The 20956-nt window shown below is 42.5% G+C and carries 19 protein-coding genes; 13 read left to right on the top strand and 6 right to left on the bottom strand.

Translation table 11 applies throughout. The features are described from left to right. Positions 1-108 precede the first annotated feature (108 nt). Positions 109-690, top strand: coding sequence for a LysE family transporter (locus tag MHI15_RS02540; RefSeq protein ID WP_341164099.1), 582 nt, complete (start codon positions 109-111; stop codon positions 688-690). A gap of 21 nt (positions 691-711) precedes the next feature. On the opposite strand, the gene MHI15_RS02535 is transcribed toward MHI15_RS02540, so the two are convergent. After that, complete coding sequence (locus tag MHI15_RS02535; RefSeq protein ID WP_076127253.1) at positions 712-1701, bottom strand: ketoacyl-ACP synthase III; 990 nt, start codon at positions 1699-1701, stop codon at positions 712-714. Positions 1702-2136: 435 nt separating this feature from the next. On the opposite strand from MHI15_RS02535, the gene MHI15_RS02530 reads away from it, so the two are divergent. Continuing rightward, positions 2137-2802 carry a CAP domain-containing protein gene (locus MHI15_RS02530; RefSeq protein WP_341164098.1) on the top strand — a complete coding sequence of 222 codons (666 nt, stop codon included), beginning with the start codon at positions 2137-2139 and terminating at the stop codon, positions 2800-2802. Between the two features lie 424 nt (positions 2803-3226). Here the strand turns inward: MHI15_RS02530 and MHI15_RS02525 are convergent, their stop codons facing one another. From MHI15_RS02525 to MHI15_RS02510, 4 genes are read right to left on the bottom strand one after another with little or no spacing between them, the layout of a single operon-like run. Beyond that, a complete protein-coding gene (locus MHI15_RS02525; protein WP_340396889.1) occupies positions 3227-4333 on the bottom strand; it encodes a GerAB/ArcD/ProY family transporter in 1107 nt (368 codons plus the stop codon). A gap of 23 nt (positions 4334-4356) precedes the next feature. Next, the gene (locus MHI15_RS02520) at positions 4357-4599 is read right to left on the bottom strand and encodes a hypothetical protein (RefSeq protein ID WP_076217873.1); all 243 of its coding nucleotides are present in this window, start codon (positions 4597-4599) and stop codon (positions 4357-4359) included. A 2-nt stretch (positions 4600-4601) separates the two neighbouring features. Then, positions 4602-5771: a Ger(x)C family spore germination protein gene (locus MHI15_RS02515; RefSeq protein WP_341164097.1), complete on the bottom strand. Its 1170-nt coding sequence runs from the start codon at positions 5769-5771 to the stop codon at positions 4602-4604. A gap of 5 nt (positions 5772-5776) precedes the next feature. Beyond that, entirely contained in the window at positions 5777-7357 is a 1581-nt protein-coding gene (locus MHI15_RS02510) for a spore germination protein (protein ID WP_256717474.1), read from the bottom strand. Between the two features lie 335 nt (positions 7358-7692). Between MHI15_RS02510 and MHI15_RS02505 the strand changes: the two genes are divergently transcribed. The 7 genes from MHI15_RS02505 to hcp all read left to right on the top strand — a co-directional run bounded on the left by MHI15_RS02505 (position 7693) and on the right by hcp (position 15538). Then, positions 7693-8907, top strand: coding sequence for an MFS transporter (locus MHI15_RS02505; RefSeq protein WP_341003133.1), 1215 nt, complete (start codon positions 7693-7695; stop codon positions 8905-8907). A gap of 129 nt (positions 8908-9036) precedes the next feature. Then, positions 9037-9762 carry a LytR/AlgR family response regulator transcription factor gene (locus MHI15_RS02500; RefSeq protein ID WP_076127245.1) on the top strand — a complete coding sequence of 242 codons (726 nt, stop codon included), beginning with the start codon at positions 9037-9039 and terminating at the stop codon, positions 9760-9762. After that, entirely contained in the window at positions 9763-11085 is a 1323-nt protein-coding gene (locus MHI15_RS02495; RefSeq protein WP_340010585.1) for a GHKL domain-containing protein, read from the top strand. It abuts the gene before it with no gap. 110 nt (positions 11086-11195) lie between these two features. Next, the gene (locus tag MHI15_RS02490; protein WP_340010584.1) at positions 11196-11804 is read left to right on the top strand and encodes a CPBP family intramembrane glutamic endopeptidase; all 609 of its coding nucleotides are present in this window, start codon (positions 11196-11198) and stop codon (positions 11802-11804) included. A 201-nt stretch (positions 11805-12005) separates the two neighbouring features. Then, positions 12006-12563, top strand: a complete 558-nt coding sequence (locus MHI15_RS02485; RefSeq protein ID WP_076127240.1) for a cysteine hydrolase family protein — start codon at positions 12006-12008, stop codon at positions 12561-12563. A 188-nt stretch (positions 12564-12751) separates the two neighbouring features. Further along, positions 12752-14152, top strand: a complete 1401-nt coding sequence (locus tag MHI15_RS02480; RefSeq protein WP_341164096.1) for an MFS transporter — start codon at positions 12752-12754, stop codon at positions 14150-14152. A 93-nt stretch (positions 14153-14245) separates the two neighbouring features. Further along, positions 14246-15538: a hydroxylamine reductase gene (gene hcp / locus MHI15_RS02475; RefSeq protein WP_036688774.1), complete on the top strand. Its 1293-nt coding sequence runs from the start codon at positions 14246-14248 to the stop codon at positions 15536-15538. Between the two features lie 137 nt (positions 15539-15675). On the opposite strand, the gene MHI15_RS02470 is transcribed toward hcp, so the two are convergent. Further along, the gene (locus MHI15_RS02470) at positions 15676-16434 is read right to left on the bottom strand and encodes an SDR family NAD(P)-dependent oxidoreductase (RefSeq protein ID WP_076306915.1); all 759 of its coding nucleotides are present in this window, start codon (positions 16432-16434) and stop codon (positions 15676-15678) included. Between the two features lie 135 nt (positions 16435-16569). On the opposite strand from MHI15_RS02470, the gene MHI15_RS02465 reads away from it, so the two are divergent. The 4 genes from MHI15_RS02465 (at position 16570) to MHI15_RS02450 (ending at position 20830) form a co-directional block, all read left to right on the top strand. Next, complete coding sequence (locus MHI15_RS02465; RefSeq protein WP_076190725.1) at positions 16570-16941, top strand: MerR family transcriptional regulator; 372 nt, start codon at positions 16570-16572, stop codon at positions 16939-16941. A 330-nt stretch (positions 16942-17271) separates the two neighbouring features. Next, positions 17272-19161 (top strand): AraC family transcriptional regulator, encoded by a 1890-nt coding sequence (locus MHI15_RS02460; RefSeq protein ID WP_341164095.1) that lies wholly within the window; start codon positions 17272-17274, stop codon positions 19159-19161. A 410-nt stretch (positions 19162-19571) separates the two neighbouring features. After that, complete coding sequence (locus MHI15_RS02455; RefSeq protein ID WP_076190730.1) at positions 19572-20144, top strand: hypothetical protein; 573 nt, start codon at positions 19572-19574, stop codon at positions 20142-20144. Between the two features lie 68 nt (positions 20145-20212). Then, positions 20213-20830 carry a hypothetical protein gene (locus MHI15_RS02450; RefSeq protein WP_341164094.1) on the top strand — a complete coding sequence of 206 codons (618 nt, stop codon included), beginning with the start codon at positions 20213-20215 and terminating at the stop codon, positions 20828-20830. The last annotated feature ends 126 nt before the right edge of the window (positions 20831-20956 follow it).

Genomic DNA, 20956 nt, shown 5'->3' with positions numbered 1-20956 from the left:
TCTCCTATTCCTATTTACTTTATAACGACCAGGATATACAATAAAACGCACATAAGGACGTTATAGCGTCTGATAAATACATTATAACATACAACGAGGTGGAATTCAGTGATTGTTTCTTTGTTTTTATATGCATTTGTGGCTAGCTTTACTCCGGGACCCAATAACATTATGGCAATGACTTTTGCAAACCAGTTTGGTTTACAAAAAACAATGAGATTTTGTTTAGGAGTGGGCACAGGTTTTTTCGTGATTATATTGTTATGTTGCTATTTTAATATACTTCTGATTAATTATATCCCTAAGATTGAATCTATTATGGCTGTGATAGGCGGAGTCTACATGTTTTATTTAGCATTTAAAATTATTACAAGTAAACATCAAGAAAGTGATGGAAGTGGCGATAAACACAACAGTTTTATTGCGGGTATGCTTTTACAATTTATTAATCCTAAAGGGATATTATATGGAATCACAGTTACATCTACATTTATTCTTACCTCTCATTCTTCCTATTTTAGCTTATTGAGTTACTCTATAGTCTTAGCATTCATCGGTTTTATGGGCACTTTTAGTTGGTGTTTATGCGGTTCTCTTTTCAAAAAAATGATATCTAAATATAGAAGTCAATTTAATATACTGATGGGATTGTTGTTAGTGTATTGTGGAGTTTCGATAGTGATAGGATGAATGAATGAATGGAGGCCCATGTCAATAACGCCATAACATTGAACCGGCTTGATAACCTGACCCCAATGTCCAAAATAATAAGTTGTCGCCACGTTTGATCAAACCATGTTCAATAGCACAATATAAGGCCAGAAAGGGACTGCTTGTGCCTGTATAGCCATATTCGTCGGCTACATAAATAATTTTATGTTGATCCAGGTTCAGCTTAGCTTGAAGTAATTTAATATTAGCCAATGTAAATTGTGAAAAACAAAAAACTTGTATATCCTCGAATGTTAGGTGATGTTTGTTCAATAATTCAACAATAGATGCTTCCGCAAATCGTACACTGTCTATTCCGCTGAATCTCCCCCAGTGTAAGTAGCGGTGTTCAGCCCCATCACGCAAAGACTTAGCCAATCCTTGAGCGGGGTACACAATTTCTTCTGTAAAACGGCTGTCCGAAAGATACCTTACGTCAATTAATCCACTCTCTGAATGATCTTTTTCTAAAATGAGGGCTACGGCGGCATCGCCAAAAATTGAATATGTTATTGGATGTGAAGGATCAGCCCATAAATTTAAAAAATCCGAACCGATAACCAACGCTCTATCTCTATCAGGATCATCGTATAAAGTACGAGCAGCCTGTTCAACCGCAATAAACATTCCTATACAATTACCATTCAAGTCATAGCAAAGCGTATCATCTTTACCTTTGATAGCTTTGTGAATAAGCAATGAATTCGTAGGTGATAAATATTCCGGAGTTGAGCTGGAAAAAAGAATCAGGTCTATATCTGCAGATTTCAATGATGCAGCATCAATTGCCTGTTGAGCGGCATTAATCGCCATCGTCAACGAGTTCTCCTTCGTTCCTTCAATAACATGGCGGTTTTTTCTGCCTGTCTTTTTAAGAATCCGCTTAATATCTATACCTTGCTTTTGAAAATGGTCAATAAAATATTGGTTGTTAATCACTCTTTCAGGACAATAAATGGAGACTTGTTTTATCGAGATACCTTCTAACATAGCATGATCACTCCTTGTAATAATTTTGCAATCACATTACATTAAGTAATCTAAAAGTATCTATTTACCTAACAAAACCTGCTTATTTCTATAAGCTTGTTTGTCCAAATCTTATTTGATGTTATACTTTATGATCTTAACAAAGCATAACATTAATTAGTAAAAAATTCTATAAATTACTATAAATGTAACTATATCGACGCATCTAAAATATCCACTAAGATTAAGTCCACAGCAACCATGTTGCGAGTGGACTTTTTTGCTTTTTATATTTTTGAATTAGGGATGAATAAATCAGGGGTACTTTACAAAAACTTTATTCGATTAAGTCACTACTTTGCCAAATCAGGAGGGGTTCTTATTAAACCATTTATCGTAATAGTAGCGCTATTACTCGTTACTGCTTGTTCGGGTAATAACTCGGCCAACAACCAAATGACAACTCAACAAACGAAGGTTGACAATCATGCTCGTAAAACTGCCTCAAGTTCAACTTTAACGCAAGCATCTTCCATTTCCACGGAGAATGCAGGGAATTCAACAATTAAGACTAAACAAGTTCCTGGCGATGTAACGAAATGGCTGGATGGGTTCATCCGTACCAATCCACCTACAGGAAGCACAACAGATCAAACAACGTATCCGCAGCAGTCGGCGAAACCACAATATTCTGCAAATCCGCAACATTCTGCTGTCCCACAGAAGTCTGTAAATCCACAACCATCCACCAATACATCCCAATCGGTACAGCAAGTATTGGATTTGGTGAATAAAGAAAGAACGAATGCAGGCTTGAAGCCTCTTAGCTTAAATAGCGAACTTTCGAAAATGGCTTTGGCTAAAGCGCAGGATATGTATGACAATAACTATTTTGACCATCAGTCTCCTACGTATGGATCTCCGTTTGATATGATGAAAGCATTCGGGATCTCATACAATTCAGCAGGGGAAAATATCGCCAAAGGTCAGTCGAGCGCAGAAGAAGTAATGAACCAATGGATGAACAGTCCTGGTCATCGTGCCAACATCCTGAATAGCAGCTTCACAGAAATTGGAATAGGTTACTATAACAGCGAGTGGGTTCAAGAATTTATTGGTTAGAGCGAGTAACGTAATAAACTTAACAGGGGTGTCCTAATAAGCTAAAGGTGGCTGTTGGGCATCCCTACTTTGCTTCGTTTGATCCAATAACAATTGCACAGACCAAACCCATCGGACACAGCTGACCTTAAACGCGTCATTGGTCCATATTTTGCATCCTAGCGGACTGTATAGCAGCTATTCCCACAAAAAACACTCAATATGAGTCTTTTTATATGAGATAGCGTCAGTGGAGTCCGAAACTCTGCTCCAAAGGCCAAAAAATTGGGAATAACGTCCTCTGGGTCCGGAAATCTCAGAATCTTCAATCGCGATGGCAAGCAATTATGTTGAGCAATACTTTTCCTGGCGGGCTGGATCCAAGAAAAGAAGAAGCTGAAGTCTGCGAAATGAGATAGGGAATATTGAATCCGTTTAGAACGGGTTATTTTTTGTGTTGATTTATATGATAACGAATAAAAGTGACCAATAGAATCAGTAGAAACGGCAGGATGTAAGCTAGGTTAGTGATCAAGGGCCATGTAGTATTCACGATTTCCTCAAGCTCAGACTCCTGTGTGTAAGTCGTTACAGATAACAGCAGGCAGACAAAAGCAAGTGGGAAAACAATTAAACGTTCATCCTTCAATCTCAGAAGCTCCTTTAGTACTTTAATAAGAATAAGCAGCAGGATAGAAGCCTTGAAATAGAACCCGATAATGAGTGAAAAACCAATCACGGATTCGATTCTTTCAATGGTTTCCTGAAAATAAATGAGTCTCGCCAACTGATATAATGAATATTTCAAGCTGCCGGACAGTGGTCCCAATACCATAATACTGCTAATGACAGAAGCAATTAACGTCAGGGCATTGATGATGAGTGCAAGATACATCTGTTTTCCCAGTTTAGAATTGTCTTCTTTACGCACGAACGGTAAAATCATCGAAAAAACGATAAGCTCGGAATAGGGAAAGCCATAGACTACATATGCAGCACTTAGGATAGGCCTAAATCCATCAGGCATGATGGGCAGTAGGTACTCGGGATGATACAACCCTGCTACGAGTATCCAGACTAAGATGATAAATCCGAACATTAGTGACATTAGGACGGCTGCCATGCGGGCAATCACTTCAATTCCAGCTAGAGCTGTCATCGCAATCGTAATAAAAAACATGGTATTTACTGCGTAAGTGGGCGTTTCTTTTAACATCGTGCTTTTGAAAAAGGTTCCGATCTCAATTACAATTCCAGCGACATTCCAAAACAGTACACAAGTGAAAGGAATCAGGAGGACGAGGGTCAGTCCGTTTCCAAGTACGGAGCGGCTTTGTTCCACAAGCGAAAGATCTGGCGCTCGTCGGTTCAAATATAGAATACCGGAAAGCAGAGCCATTCCTATGGCCGAGGCGATTAAGAGGGATATCCAGGCTCCGTTGCCGGCAAAGTTAGTTAGTGACGCAGGGACGATAACGATTGAGGAACCGGTCATAAAGAAGAGAAACAGCATGGACATTTGGATCGAACTAACACGTTCTTGCTTATTCATACGTTCCTCCTCATTCTTTAAGCTTATGAAATGGCAGGGTTGATCCAATGGACGATGTGCTCAGCTGGAGCCGTGAATAAATTGAAGATGGAATCTAAATTGGGCCATGGCTTAGCTGCAATAAAGATAAATCCGAGATAAAGTACGGGTAGTAATAATACTCCATAAACTACTCGATCGCGGATGGAGGCTTGTCTAAACCTTGGGATGTCATGGGCTAGCATAGCGGAAGCTAATAAGAGAATACAGATTATTTTTCCCACCATAGCTACTTCTCCTTTGTTCCAAATATTGTGCCTGAGTTCATTCCAGTGCTTAACACTTTGACATCAACGTTGATATCGAACTGAGTCTGGGCGAATGTATCCTTCCATTGAGGCTCTAGTTGTTTCCACAGCTGCGGATTTTTTCGGTAAATCTGATTGCCAATTCCGAGTGCGTCGATCTTTTTTGTTTTCAAAAACTTGGTTGCGTGCTCAACCTGTTGTTCAACCTGAGTTATGATACGCTGCTCAAAAAGCTTCATGTCCTTATTGTTTTTTAAATGTGAGCAACGTAATTCTCCGATCATCCCTTCAATAGCAATGTTTACACCGACGGACACAGAACCGTTTTTTACGATTGGAGTAAGTGTACTGTTGAAGGTAAGCACTTCAAGCGTTTCTTTTTTCCGCAGCGGTACTTCGGTCTCATCCGGGCAAGAAAATTCTAGTACTCCATAGATATATCTATCCGTCAGCATCATGAATGCTTCTGTATCCTTCTCCTTTAGAATGTCAATCATTTTACCGTCATGAATTACAGCCAGCCCAGATATCAAGGGTTTATGATCCAAACTGGTCTTATGGAGGTAAGGGATGATGGAAGTATTGGAGGGGCTACACATTTGTATAGCCAGCTCATAGAGAGGAATCTTGGAAGTTTTTGCGGCATATAGAGCACCGCTCGTCTCCATTCTCTTATACTGTTGACCAATGGTCTGCTCGATAAACGGGTTGATATCTAAAAATGGTGCCGCAGATTGCTCAGCGATGAGAGGAAGAACGGTACCACGCGGTTCTTGATCCCTGGAGAAAAAATCAAGTACCTCCCGGATGTTCGAGGTTCTGGCTAGTTGCTCCCCGATTAATATGACACGCATATGATCCCATTTGGCTTTTCGACCAAATTTTGCCGGGATCTCCCTTATTGCTTCAAAAAAGGTTTCTCCACTCGTAACAATATTAATTCCCTTGGACGCTGGATCCCCTGCTTGTCCCATTTCTATTTTGGTGGAAGGATTATAGAAATGTGTCGTAATCACAATCCGATTGTCTTCGCTTTGGTCAATGGCGACCGCCTGCACATACCCATACTCGTCCAATTCTTTATTATCCCAGCATCCGCTAGTTAGAGTGAGTACAAGAAGGGAAATTAGTATGGTAGTAAGCCGCTTCACTATATCTACTTCCTTCCTGAAGTCTTTTTATATAGGTGTCGATTTCGTGGTGAATGAAGCAGCAGTCTTCTCGGAAGTAGAAAAATAGAATCACGTACTCTTTTAAGATCTAGCGGAGCTAACGAGTCTAAATACGGTTCTCCTAAAGAGCGCAAGGTAGCCAGATGGAGATAAATTAGAATAAAACCGACCATGATGCCAAGTCCTCCGAATGTTGCCGCGAGAATCATTAAGGGAAACCGTAAAATCCGCAGCGCAATTGCCATATTGTATTGAGGTAGCGCAAATGAGGCAATGCCTGTCAAAGCGACGACAATGACCATGACCGGAGAGGCAATCTGCGATTGAATAGCAGCTTGTCCAATGACCAATGCCCCAACGATACTGACGGCCGACCCAATCGGTCTGGGTAAGCGTATGCCCGCCTCTCTCAATAGCTCAAAGAAAAACTCCATGATCAAAGCTTCAACCATAGCCGGAAAGGGGATTCCTTCGCGTGTGTTTAGAATGGCAAGCAGCAGAACTGTGGGAATTAGTTCGGAATGGAAGTTGGATAAGGCAATATAGGTACTGGGTAACAGCAGGGCGATGATGAAGGCAGCGACCCTAATCATTCTTATCAATGATGAAAAAATGGTCCGGTAGTAATAATCTTCACTATTCGTAAAAAACTCCATGAAATTCCCGGGACAGATCAGAATGGAAGGACTTCCGTTAACCATGGCAATAATCTTTCCGTCTAGCAGAGCTGTTATAGCTGTATCCGGTCGTTCTGTATAGCGGACTTGTGGAAATGGTGAGTAGAGCGAATCACCGATCCACTCTTCGAGATAGGAAACGTCAAGAATTTCTTCCTGATCAATACTTGCTATCCGTTGTTTGAATTGATTTAATGTTTCTGGTTTGACTACTCCATCCAGATAACCATAGGACAACGTTCTTTGAACCTGCTTACCAGAGGTAAAAAACTCGAACTTAAGATTAGTAGATTTCAGCAAACTACGAATAACACCTACATTACGCTCTAAGCTTTCTATAAAGCTGACGTGGGGACCTTGAACAGTAGGCTCTGAAATGGGCTCAGAGGTTTGGCGCTGTTCTACATCAAAGGCATAATAGGCAACGGCTTTTTGCCAACCTGTAAAGAAAAGGACAACTTTCCCATCAAGAATCCCCTTAATGGCTTGACCGATATTGTCCATTAATTCAAGCAGCGGTGATGAAACACCATTTTTTTCAAAATAGGAGATGACATCTTCAACGGTCACGTCCAAGGTGGGACCCAGCTCATGCGGAACTAAATTCTGCAAGACATCTTTAAAATAATTTGTAGGGTCAGACTTAGTAAGTGTATTGAAATAGACGGATGAGGCTTCATACTTAAGATCCGGGCCATAATGCCATGGAATAACCTTTAGGTCCGAACAATTGGCAAAACAATTATTAATAATCTGTAAGTTGTCTTCGAGAGACGCAGAGATAGCATGGGAAAAAAGATCCTTCATTGAAAGCTCATTTTCGGCTTCGAATTGAGGGTGCACCTTAGGATTAGACGGAGGTGTCTTGGCGTTAAAAAATTTCCGCATGCAATTCTCCTTAAATAAATGAGATGTTAAGTGATTTTTATCTTCTCCCTTATTTAGGAATTTATTCGGAAGGTGGAGATAGATCAAATTTTTCGCAAAAAGAACAATTGGAACTGGCTCAGGGAAGAGATGCGATGTTATAATGAACATAATTTTTTTCAGGAGGTGCTCCTTGTGACTCATTCCATTCGTTTATGGTAATCAGTGGTGCAAGACAAGTGGACTCATTCATTTTTTGAGATAAGGAAATGAGTTTATTTGTGATGTGCCTGTTTCAGTGTGCCTATGCTCATGGAATGAGTTTATTTAAGTTTTTAATCAAAGGAGATGACCTTATGCAAATACAATGGAAAAAAGCCTTCGCCCTTATTTTTAGCGGACAGATTTTCTCGATTCTCACGAGTTCGATGGTTCAATTCGCGGTGATCTGGCACTTAACGGAATCGACAGGTTCAGCGGCAGTTTTGATGATTGCTGGGTTGGCAGCGTTTTTGCCGCAAGCGGTCTTGGGTCCTTTTGTAGGGGTCTGGCTGGACCGTTGGAATCGTAAAATAACGATGATTATTGCTGATAGCGCAATTGCGCTCTTCAGTCTGATATTAGGTATTTATTTCATGTGGGGGGAACCGGGACTTGGCTTTGTGTATGTCATTCTGAGCTTGCGTTCGGCGGCATCAGCCTTCCATGCTCCGGCTTTTCAGGCGGCTGTACCGTTGATTGCACCTGAAGAAGAATTGACAAGAGTCGCGGGCTGGCAGCAGATGGTGTTCTCTTTCTCGAATGTAATGGGTCCTGCACTTGGGATAGCGGTTTACTCGGCAACTTCGCTCGGGGCAGTATTACTACTCGATGTGGCCGGGGCTTTGATTGCGAATCTGATGCTGTTCATGGTGAAGATCCATCAGCCTAAAGTGCAGTCTTCAGCTGCGCCGTCTTTCGTTCAAGAATTCCGTTTGGGTTGGAACGCACTCATTCAAGCGAAACCCATTGTGTTGATTACGGGGGCTACTGCGGTGTTTAGTATCGCATTTATGCCATTGGCGACACTGTTTCCTTATATGACATTGTCTCATTTTGGCCGTGGAGGATACAGTGCCAGCCTGGTGGAAGCGGTGTTCAGCATCGGGATGATTTTAGGCGGTCTGCTATTGTCGATGTTCTCATCTAAATGGAGCGACATTAGCTATATGAGCGTAGGTCTGCTAGTCATCGGTCTTACCTGTGTGATCAGTGGTTTGATTGGACCGAATGCATTTGTGATTTTTGCCATTCTCTCGTTCTTGATGGGCAGTGCGGCACCCTTCTTCAATGGTCCCTTCATGGCAATGATCCAACGTTCTTTTGAACCCGAGATGCTTGGGCGTGTCATTTCACTCGTGACCAGTATTATGATGTTGTCTTCGCCAATAGGGCTGCTGTTGGCAGGACCTGTGGTGGATCGATACGGTGTGCAGCTATGGTTCCTCGGTTCAGGAATTGTGGTGATGCTGACCGCTCTGTTTATTTTCATCCAGTTTCGGCGGCTGGCGTCCGCGATTCCGATGAATTGACTAGGGTAGAAACTTCCCTGTAAAAAAGAGTTTATAGGCCGGTCCGAGAGGATCGGCTTTTTGGCGGTTCTTCATATTTTTTCAAATTATAATATGATAGAATTACGTTCACTTGGAGGGATACATAATATGAATCTTCACATTGCAATCTGTGACGATCAGAGGCAAGATGCCTCGCGATTGGAAGAATTACTCATGAAGCAGATAACCAGCCTGCAAGGGATGACTGCCTCTATTGAGATTTTTGAATCAGGCCAAACCCTGCTTCAGGCAATGACGACTACCGCATACGATATAGTTTATCTGGATATGGAGATGCCCGAGTATAACGGTATAGAAGTCGCAGAGAAGATCCGGCTCAAAGATGCCAGGGTATTAATTATCTATGTCACCAGCCATACAAGTTATATGAGAAGAAGCTTTGCGGTTCATCCCTTTCGCTATTTACTGAAACCCATTGATGAACATGAACTGCAGACCGCCACAGTCAAAGCCATTCAGCAATGCATGCAAAGAAACAACGTGCTGTCATTCTCAATCCATCATATGAGCTATAATTTAAGGGTAGATGATATTATGTATATCACGGTAGAACGAGGCAAAAAATTGGTCCTTTGTACTGAACAAGGGACTTACTCGTATTATGGCAAACTGAGAGAGTTGGAAGGACAGCTGGAATCACACGATTTTTGTCGCGTACATACGGGATTCCTAGTAAATTGGCTGTATGTTCGTTCTTTAAGCAAAGAACTTATTCAGCTGAAGAATGGGGTGGAGCTTCCCGTCAGCCGCAGTAGAAGCTCTGATTCTTTACGGTCCTACCATGCCTTTATAGAAAAGAGGCTCTTAAGATAAATGTCTTTCATCCGGGAGATTAGTCCTTATTTTTTTGGTGTATTTATGCTCGTCCTTATATATGTCCCGCAAGGGGTCACATTTTATATTTTTCTCAAGAAATTCCTGATCCTGAGCAGGAGCAAACAGTCATTTATAGGCTGTCTTATTATCTTTTATATAATTAAATCGCTTACCGCTGCTAGCTTACCTCTAGTTGATTCGGTCATCCTTCACCTGCTCGTGTATAGTCTGATTACCATAATTTATTTCCGCGGCAGTGTGCTACAAAAGCTGTTCTTTAGCAGTTTCTATACAGTGTTTACGGTGGTTATTGAGATGCTGGTATGGTATGGGATTCAGCATATCCCACTCAATGCCGAGGGAATAGATACAGTTAATTTCTGGTGGTTATCTTTTGCTTTCCTATTTGTTGTTTTGCTAAGCATCATGTTATGTCTGCTATTGCTGCGGTTGTTCAAAGTGGATACCACAACGTTACTGTCGAATCAGGATTGGGCTGTGCTGAATCTTGTTTCTGCGGGTTCTTTGCTTATTATTATTGTGAATCTGAGAAATTCCAGTGATAAACCTTTTGATATTCCGTTTGATTTTGTATTCATCCTGCTTGGGATTCTTGTAATTAATGTGGCTGTAATGTTTATATATCAAAAGTTAATGAAACGGATGCAAATAGAATTGCATAATCATGTGCTTCAGCAGCAAGTGAAGGATTACACGAGTAAACTGAAAGATAATCAGGAAGCACAGCGTTTGCGGCATGATCTGAACCATGTGTTGATCCTTATTCATTCTCTGCTGGATGAAGGAGCTGTACAAGAAGCCAAGCGATATATTGCGGAGCTTGCTTCGACACAGGAGGCAGGAGAAAAGTATATTTCTTCTGGAAATATAGCTATTGATGCCATCTATAATGAGAAGTTCGCCAAAGCCGAGCTACATCAAGTTACAATGAAATCTCATTTTCGCATCCCGCAGGACCTGTCACTTGCAGGCAAAGAGGTTGAAATTGCAATTATTTTAGGCAATGCATTAGATAATGCAATCGAAGGGGTTCAGAGATTACCAGAGTCAGAGCAGAATGTTATTGAGCTGGAAGTGATTTATTGCGACGGGTTATTGGTGATTTCTTTAAAGAATCCTGCATCTCTGCTTATAGAGGACGGGCAGGGCTCTTTTTTGTCCAGCAAGCGGAACTTTGGGCGTAGAGGGTTCGGAATCGAAAGCATTGAGTATGCGGTTCAACAGCTTCAAGGAAGCGTCAGTTTCAGATATGAGAATGGGCAGTTCATGATGTTGGCGGTATTACCACTGCCTGAGTAGCAATCCGCAACCAACTACTCCACCTAACCTGCAAGTTACGGTCTCTTTCCGCTGGTAAGCAGCGGTCCATGATATATTGAGGCTGTTCTTATTAAAGGGAGGGTATTCCGTTGACATTGTCATTGCTCATCAGTGCAGTCCTTCAGCTCATCTTATTCAGCATCATTCCCTATACATACTGGTTTTTTACAAGCAGAACAACTTCATCCTTTGCCATGTGGATTGGCTGGAAGAAACCCCAATTGCTTTCTAGGAAGCAGTTCATACTATGGTTTATACTTACCATGACTATATTCACCAGCCTGGGAATGCTTACAGCAATCTATATGCTGGATAAGAATACTTTGGCCAGCTCACAGTTTTATGGTACAGGTCTTAAAGGTTTGATTCCGGCATTGATTTATTCTTGGTTGCAGACTAGCTTGTCCGAAGAGATTCTGTTCCGCGGCTTCATTGGTAAACGGTTAAGTTCGAAATTCGGATTCGGAATTGGAAACTGTGCTCAAGCTTTATTATTTGGTGTCGTACATGCTGTGCTGTTATACAGCAGTTCCGGATTATTGAATTCTGCTGTTGTAATGATTCTTACAGGTTTTGTGGGTTGGAGCATCGGAATGTTGGATGAGAAATTATCCGGCGGTTCGATCTTTCCAGGTTGGGTTCTGCACGGGCTGACTAATCTGATTTCCACCATTTTTATGATGTATCAATGGATGTAGCAATCAAAGTTTTTAGAGAGTACATTTTAAAAATATGGTAAACTAAAAAAGTCTTAAATTATAAGATTAAAGTTTATATACCATTTTTATTGGGAGGTAGATATTATGAAAAACAATGTCAGCTTGCAAAATGATATGGGGATAACGTTTAACTGATCAAGCTTGTTGACGTTTCCCCACCATTCGAAAGGGGAAAATCATTTGAATCAGGTATTATTAATCATCGATGCACAACAAGAATTAATGGATGGAAACGAAAAGGAAAGTGCAGTATTCAATAAAGAGCAGCTTATCCGGAATATTAATAAAGTGATTGAACAAGCAAAAGAAGCCGATGTCGAAGTTGTGTTCGTTAGGGATCTAGATGTCGCTGAAGGAACAGGTACAGGCTTTCAAGTTCACAATGAAATCAACAGGTCTGCAAATGCCAAAATCTTTGATAAGCTGGCAACGAATTCTTTTCACGGAACTGAGCTGCTACAATATCTGAAAGATCAGCAAATTGAGCATGTGGTGATTATGGGATGTAAAACTCAACACTGCATCGATACTGCGGTTCGGACGGCTACGGTTAGCGGCATGGATGTTACATTGGTCGGAGATGGTCATTCTACAACGGACAATGATGTTTTAAGTGCAGAACAAATCATCAAGCATCACAATAAAACATTACATGGGCACTACAATGTCGAACATTTTTCTATGGTCAGAAGTTCCGAAGAAGATTTGTTTCGCCCAACGCATGACTCTTATAGATAATAATTCAGTGGCGGCACTTAAATGTGCCGCTTTTTGCTGTTTTGCATTATCTCTGATTTTCGTCACCTATACTGATAGACATATTCGCCTAAACCATTCCCATCCCATCTTTATGGGATTGTTCTTGCAAGGGATCTACTTATAATTGTTAGTAATTCTTAAACAATATGAGTAGGGACGGGATCAACATGATGGCAGCAAAAGATATAGAGTTTAAAAGCACACACGGGCAGCGGCTGGGAATGATGGCGGCTATTTGTATGGGGGCGTTTATTTCCCATTTTACAGCTGGAATTGTGAATGTGTCGCTTCCTTTTATTGTGAATTATTTTCAGACAGAGCTTGGGAAGGGATTATGGATCACAACAGGTTATCTGCTAGTGATTACGGCTCTTCTTCCTATTATGGGGAAACTGGGAGACCGTTATGGTTTTCGCCGGATTCACAATCTTGGATTTGTGATTTTTACTGTGGGTTCTATCCTGGTCGCTTTTTCACCTAATCTGCCAATATTGCTAACGCTCAGAGTTGTACAGGGAGTAGGAGCTGCGATGTTCCAAGCAACTAATATTGCACTCATCACCATTCATATGCCGAAAGAGCAAAGAGGTCGTGCTCTCGGAATTTTAAGTACAGCTGTCGCGCTGGGCGGGATGACGGGACCTATAGCGGGAGGTTTGATTGCAGAGTGGCTGAGCTGGAAATGGTTATTTTTAATCCATGTTCCTGTGGCGATTGTGGCTACAATTATGGCATATCGGTACATCCCGAACCGTGTGCAAGAGCGCAAGCCGGGTGCTATCAGCTTCGTGGGGGCCAGCTTGTTTATGGCATTCATCACCTTGGTCCTTCTCGTAATAACAAATGGGAGCAAATGGGGCTGGGTGTCCGTGTGGACAATGACAAGTTTGGTGGGGGTTTCCTTGTTGTTGATTACTTTTCTATTCTGGGAGCGGAAGCAAAAGACTCCTTTTCTACCCTTACAAGCATTGAAAATTCCAACTGTAGCGGGAGGCTTGATCGTTAGCTGTGCCTCTTTTATTTTATCTAACACATTGCTTGTCCTCATTCCATTTTATTTGATGGGGGCGTCGGCTCCGTTCTCGTCATCTACGACAGGATATATTATGGCGGCTTATCCTATTGCCTTGGCGTTTGCAGGTCCTCTCGCAGGCTACTGCTCCGACCGTTATGGCTCTCATCGTCTGATGCTTATGGGACTGAGCTGCATGGGAAGCGGGTTTATCTTGTTACTGGTGTATTTAGATCATATACCGATTTATGGAATCGCGGCGATTCTATCTCTTATTGGCCTTGGTATGGGGCTCATTGCCTCTCCTAATAATAGCTTCATTATGCAGCAGACACCTCGGGAACACGTGGGTTCGATTGGCGGATTAATTGCTTTAACAAGAAATGCGGGTATGGTCTTTGGCTCAGCACTTGGACTTGGTGTGATGAGTGGAGAGACAGGACAAGGGAGTCAGTTGCAGGCGTTCAAATTGGTTTTTGAGATTAATATTTTCATTTGTTTAAGCGTTATTGTATTAATGGTTGTTATAAATAGAAGGATATTTAAATCTGCTTGATCTAAAAAAATGTGTGTGTAATCACAACTCAAGCTTTGGTGTTCTGTTACGTTGGAAGTAACGAATGATTATCTAGATATGGAGGATAACGATATGTTTTGTTACCAATGTGAACAGACACCGAATGGCGGATGCACCGTTGTAGGGGTATGTGGCAAAAATGAAACCATTGCGAGTTTGCAGGATACGATGATTTTTGCATTAAAAGGAATTGCAGCGTATGCGACACATGCCCGGCAGCTAGGATATAGCGATCCCGAGGTGGATCGTATCACCCACGAAGCTTTGTATATGACGTTGACCAATTCCAACTTTAATACACAGGAACATTTGGAGATGGCGATGAAGGTCGGGGATGCGGCGGTTCGCATCATGGATGTACTGGATCGTGCGCATACGGACCGCTTTGGCATTCCGCAACCGATCACAGTCAGTCAGAACAAAATTGAAGGTCAATGTATTGTTGTAACAGGACATAATTTATATGCGCTGGAGGAATTACTGCGGCAGACAGAGGGGAAAGGCATCAACATTTATACCCACTCAGAAATGCTGCCTGCGCATGGATATCCTGCACTCAAAAAGTATAAACATCTGAAAGGCAACATCGGCAAAGCATGGTATGATCAGCGTAGATTGTTCGAGCAGTTTCCCGGTGCAATTCTTGCTACCACAAACTGTGTAATGCCGATTAAAGGCACGTATGCAGACCGCTTTTTCTCATATGAAGTAGCGGGGCTGGAAGGTGTAGAGAAAATAACGGGCGACGATTTCTCCCCATTAATTAATCGTGCGTTGTCCCTACCTGCGGCTGATGTAGAGTCAGATCTGGTACTTACGACCGGATATCATCATGAAACTGTAATCGGGTTAGCACCAGAGATCATTCAAGCTGTCAAAGACGGGCATATCCGCCGGTTTTTCGTCATTGCTGGCTGTGATGCGCCAGGTACTGGCGGGAATTACTACCGTGAGTTGGCGACTTCCTTACCGAACGATACTGTCATTTTAACGACTTCTTGCGGAAAGTTCCGCTTTAATGACGTAGATTATGGCACCGTTGGAGACACCGGTATTCCGCGTTACATTGACCTTGGGCAATGTAATAATTCCGGTTCTACAGTGAAGATTGCCATGGCTCTGGCTGAGGCATTTGAGTGTACGGTGAACGAGCTGCCTGTCAGCATCGTGCTGTCTTGGTTTGAGCAAAAAGCAGTAGCCATTCTGCTAGGCTTGTTCAGTCTCGGCATTCAGGACATTCGCATCGGACCAAAGCCACCCGAGTTCATTTCACCAGGTGTACTGGATGTTCTGGTAGAGCTTTTTGGATTGAAGCTAATTACTACTGCTGAAGAAGATATGAACGCGATGTTGGCGTTGTCGTAGAGTAAAAATCAAAGGTTGCCGCCCATAAGGGATTGGCAGCCTTTTTTTGATAGGGGATTTAGGTGATACATCATTGTCGAAGCATAGCGATCCGTAATGGATGGTAATGCTTCTTAACTTGCCATTACAAGATGAGCTTATCGCGTGCTCGCCACATAATTATAGAGGGTATCTCTCAACTCGAACTCGTACGTCAAACCATTAACAATCCCCACAACATGATCGTTATCATACAGGTCAAGCATGAATCCAGCCATTTCCTTCGCGGTATGATATTTCGGCACAGTCCCATGATATTCGAATTCGGGGATATCGAAAGAAAGCTTCGCGAATTCTGTTTCTGTTGCGGCAGGTGCTAGCACTTTAGCCTGCATAAGTGCACCTTGACTCTTCAACTCATGAGAGAGTCCTTCAGTAAAGGCACTCACATAGAACTTAGTCGCACAGTACGTAATGGCATTTCCCACAATCGTATAGCCGCCACCAGATGAAACGTTGATTAATTGTGTTCCTTCAACATTGGAATAATCACGAACGAATAGAGAGGAAAGGATCGTCAACGATTCAATGTTCAGATGCAGCATTGCAGAAATTTTATCTAAATCTTGCTTGGCCACTGAAGCGAAATTTCCAAACCCCGCATTATTGATCCAAGTTTCGATTTCGAACCCTTGTAGATCCTCATAAAGCTTATAAGCATTACTAGAAACGGATAAGTCAGTTACTCGAATAACGACATCTACATCGGGGGAGTTATGATTGATTTCAGATTTTAGCTCCTCCAGTTGCTCCCTTCTGCGGGCTGTAACAATTAAGTTTTTACCGCGAGCCGCAAAGGCTAGAGCGGTTTCATAACCTATACCTGAACTGGCGCCTGTAATTACAGTATATTTCATGTGAATTCCTCCGTTTTTACAAGAATATTTAGTATTTCAACAACGATGTAATCATAAAGCTTAGAGTTTACTCTAAGTCAAATATTTTTTATAATTATGGGGACTCTTAAAATCAACATAGATTCGGGGGCTTGTATGTATACGATCAGCGATGTAGCCAAATTACTAGGGATTACCGCATATACACTGAGATATTATGAAAAGGAAAAAATTATTGCTCCGATGCGGAATGCGAATGGAGAAAGATTATATGATGACTCCAATCTTGCTTGGCTGCGATTTGTGATGAGGTTGAAACAAACCCAAATGCCGATCTCACAAATTAGAGAATATGCGCAGTTATATTTAGAAGGAGAGCATACGGCCCAAGCCCGCTTGAACCTTCTTGAGAATCATAGTAACTCTATACAGAGCCAAATCAGAAACTTAACAGCCACAGAGAAGATGTTGAAAGACAAAATTGCAGCCTACAAAAATTCCCTTGCGAAAGAGACAGGCATTTACTAAGCAGGCGACATAAAAGTATGCCAATGATTACGATAATTGTGAGATCAAAAAAAGGGCCCTCACGATTCATTGATAGACGCTAGTTCCGCACGTATGTTTGCGGATCAGCGTCTTTTGCTTTTGGGCTAGACTCCGGCAAAATAGCCGTATGCCTCGCTATTCGCATCCTCGTCTCATTCGGCAACACTTTATTGACAGCGCTAGACGTATTCGTTATTGTGTTTAGAAACATGATTCAATTGAGAATGATTATCTCTTGAGAATTTAAAGGGAGTTTGCGAATCAGTTATGGATGTTCTGAAACTTATACAAATATGGAACCAGGTGATTATGAGTGTACTGGACGTACGGCTAAAGCAGGCCGGAATCGACAACGATTTGAATCAATACCGTTTGCCGGCAAGCGCATTTTTATTCGCTTTTCAAGGACAAGGCGAGTTGTGGGTTGACGATGAGGTATGGCTGTGCGATCGTTTCCATGTACTGCACGCCGGCAAAGGCTCTCTGGTGACGGTTCGGAGCCGAGAAGCGCTGAATGTATATATCGTACTCTACAAAGCGTTTCTCCCCGCTTCGGCCTCGCGCGAATTTCATATGATGATGGAGGAATCCGACCCGTTTCTGGAAAGCTGGGGGTTCCCGCCTGGCGAACCGCTGGCCATGCTTGAGCTGCTTCAAACGATACGCGACGGTTGGCTTAAATCTGACGACGGATTAACCCGGCTGTCGGCCAAGGGAGACTTTATCCGCTTCGTTCACGCTGTCCTGAGGGAGCGTCTGTTCGGAGCCGGCGAGCCATCTTTATCGGAGCAAGTTATTCGACATTTGTCCAGGAATTATCGCCAGCCGATCTCGTTTGAGGAGCTTGCTCGGCAATTGAATTACAGCCAACAATATATATCGCGAAAATTTAAAGAACAGACAGGGCTCAGTCCGCTGGACTACGTCATTCGTTTCCGAATGGAAGATGCGAAGGCTCTGCTGGCCGGTACGATAGCAACACAACAGGAAATAGCATCACATGTCGGTTATCCGGACCTCATTTATTTCAGCCGCATGTTCAAAAAGCATGCCGGCATGACGCCAGGTCAATATCGTAAACGATACGGCCAGTTCGTTTCAGATCATGCAAGGAATAGGTCACAATCGTCCGTTGTTCTAAGCCGGTCATTAAGCTATCCTTTTTATGTGAGTGATATTGATTATCAATTTCAACAGGATGGGGCGAATAAAATGACTAGAGCAACCCGAAGTTTTTATGCAGTGATGCTGTTATGTTTGACCGTGATGTTAACAGCTTGTGGTGGGTCGGTGAACAACGGAGGTGCAACGAACAGCCAGGTTGCCGTCAGCGCTTCTCCAACCATGATCACTCAAGAGTCAGAGGTTTTGGCATCTTCTGAGATCAAGGTAGTCAAGACCGCTTTCGGCGATGTCGCAGTTCCTGCACACCCTCAGCGCGTAGCGGCAATTTCTTATCTCGGCACCGTACTTGCTCTGGAAGTCCAGCCGATCGCAGCCGAATCGTTCTTGATGTCGAGTCCTTATCTCGAGGGAATGCTGGACGTCGTGACGGATGTAGGCGACTCGTTAGAGAAGCTGCTGGAACTCAATCCGGATTTAATCATAACGCATAATCCACAGCCTGAGGTAGTCGAGAAATATCAGATGATCGCACCTACGGTATCGGTTCCTTACAATCAGTTTGTATCCATTCAGGAAGAAATGCTGTATTTTGGCGAGTTGCTGGATAGACGTGAGGAAGCGGAGAAATGGAACGAACAATTCGAGAAGGACATTGCAGACATTCGGGAGAAAGTCCAACAAGCCGTTCCCGAAGGAGAGACGCTTTCGATTATGCAAGAGTACGATGGAAACGTGAGCCTTTTTGGTCCGAAATCGGGACGAGGCGGCCGGCTGATGTATGAAATAATGGGGCTGAAGCCGCCGACGACGGTTCCAGAATTTATGCTGAAGGAATCCTACTATGAATTTTCGCTGGAGAAACTTTCGGAGTACATGGGTGATTATTTGATTCTGACGACGGAAGCCAGCTTGGAATCGCTGCAGGCTGATCCAATCTGGGGGTCGCTAGAGCCGATTCGCAACAATCGGGTATTTTTATGGACGGAGAACCAATCCTGGTACCGCGACCCAATCGCCGTGAAAAGACAAATCAACGATTTGACCGACTGGATCATCGAGGCAGCGAGTCGGTAACTGCCTAGAGTAAGGATTGATCGAACGGTAATATAAAATCAGAACTTGCCGTTACAGCCAGCGCGCTGATCCTTACCATAAGTGACGACGAAAAAATTTTGTTTTGGAAAGATGAAGAGTGTTGTGGGGGTGCGGAATAGCTCGACAGAGGGTGTCCTAAACGTCATAAAATGGCAGAGGGATACCCTCCTTTTTTTAAGAGCGGAGTGGGGAAGGGACTAGAGATTGTGCTGAACGGTCAAGTTTATAATTCTTTTTGTGCAAAGGTTATTTCTAAAATCCAGGTGAAAAGTAGGTAGACTCAGGACAAGCGATCACTATAATGGAAATATGAGACATTCATAGACCCGATCAATAGGATATAAATAAGAATCCGGCTGATTAAAAAAGCGATTAGAGGAGGCCATTTCGTGGGAAGATCATTCGCAAATTTGCATATCAAGTCGAACAACCTTGAGAAGACTGTCGAAGCATTAAGAGAGCTAAGCGAAGGGCATGCCAAAGTATTAGGCAAGAAAAATCATGAAGCTCCAGAGAACAAGGTTGTAATGTATGTAAGCAAAAGCAACGAAAACTGGATCAGCGTGCTCCACGATTATTTTGTATGGGGTACGGTGAAGAAGGCCGGTAAAACGTTGTCCCAGCTTACCGGGGAGCCAGTGATGACCGCCGGATATATGAATGAGGAGATATTCGAGTTGTCGTTGTTCGAGAATGGAGACATTCAAGCCGAAAAGATCTTTTGTGAGCAGTGGACGAGGGATGAATATGAACTACTCCGGGAAGAGCGTCTCAATGATGATTACTTGCGAAAAGCGTTGGATATCCGTAATGAGGATTTTGACGGCTTCATTGGCATTACGAGTCCGGGACAAGCCGTAGATAAGCTGTCAGAAATCGTAAGCATGTCTTTATGGAGTGACTGGGAGTGGATCCCGTACGAAGAAGCTCTCAAAAATCGATTTGTGAAATATGAATTTTGAAAATACACGAGTAAATGGCTAAGGACCTCTGAGATGACATTTTAATACATGGCGGTGAGCGAAAAGAAATGGATAAATTAAAGAACAGCGGATTTTATAAACTTAGATTCTTCATCAGGCCGGAAGAGTTTGAAGGCGTTTTGAAGCGTTTTGAACATAAGCCAGCGCAATTTCATCTAACCAATTATGCCCAGACAGAGCATGATCTGAAACAGGTGTATGAAGCATATCAGACCTTTTATCATTATTTTACGGCAGAGAAAAAAAGGAATGAGGGTCCCCCTTTCTTTGTTTATTCCATTTCTGTTACGTCTGATAATGAAAGCTCCGGATTTTTCGCGAGAAATGAGAGTGTCTATTTTCCATATTACGGACAATGGGCAGAGGATGAACTGCCGTGTATCTTGCTATCATTTCCTAAAGGCTTTCAAATAGATTTGGAAGATGAAAAAGGGAAGTATTATATCTATGAGGATATTCGGGATCATAAGCCGTTAACATATACGTTTTTCGATGAAATAACGGGTGCTATTAAAAAAATGACAAAGCCGCTTCGCTTCTCGGCGCATGATGCAGATGCTATGAAGGAGCAAAAGCCTTCTGTGCGTATAAGCCATGGTGCGATTCACGATTTGAGCAAATCGTGGATTTTCAATAAATATGGGCTTGTGATGGGTGGCAAATAGTCCAGGGCAAATTACACCGAGGCATTGGCCAAGCTGGAGAATTCAAAAATTGGGGATTGATATGTTGCACTCTCTAAAATTTCAGTATTATCTTGGATAAAAAAGCTGCTCAACCTGCAATATTTT

The organism is Paenibacillus sp. FSL H7-0918, assembly GCF_038007025.1.
GTDB classification, from domain to species: domain Bacteria; phylum Bacillota; class Bacilli; order Paenibacillales; family Paenibacillaceae; genus Paenibacillus_AQ; species Paenibacillus_AQ odorifer.
This window is presented reverse-complemented; position numbering and strand designations above follow the sequence as displayed.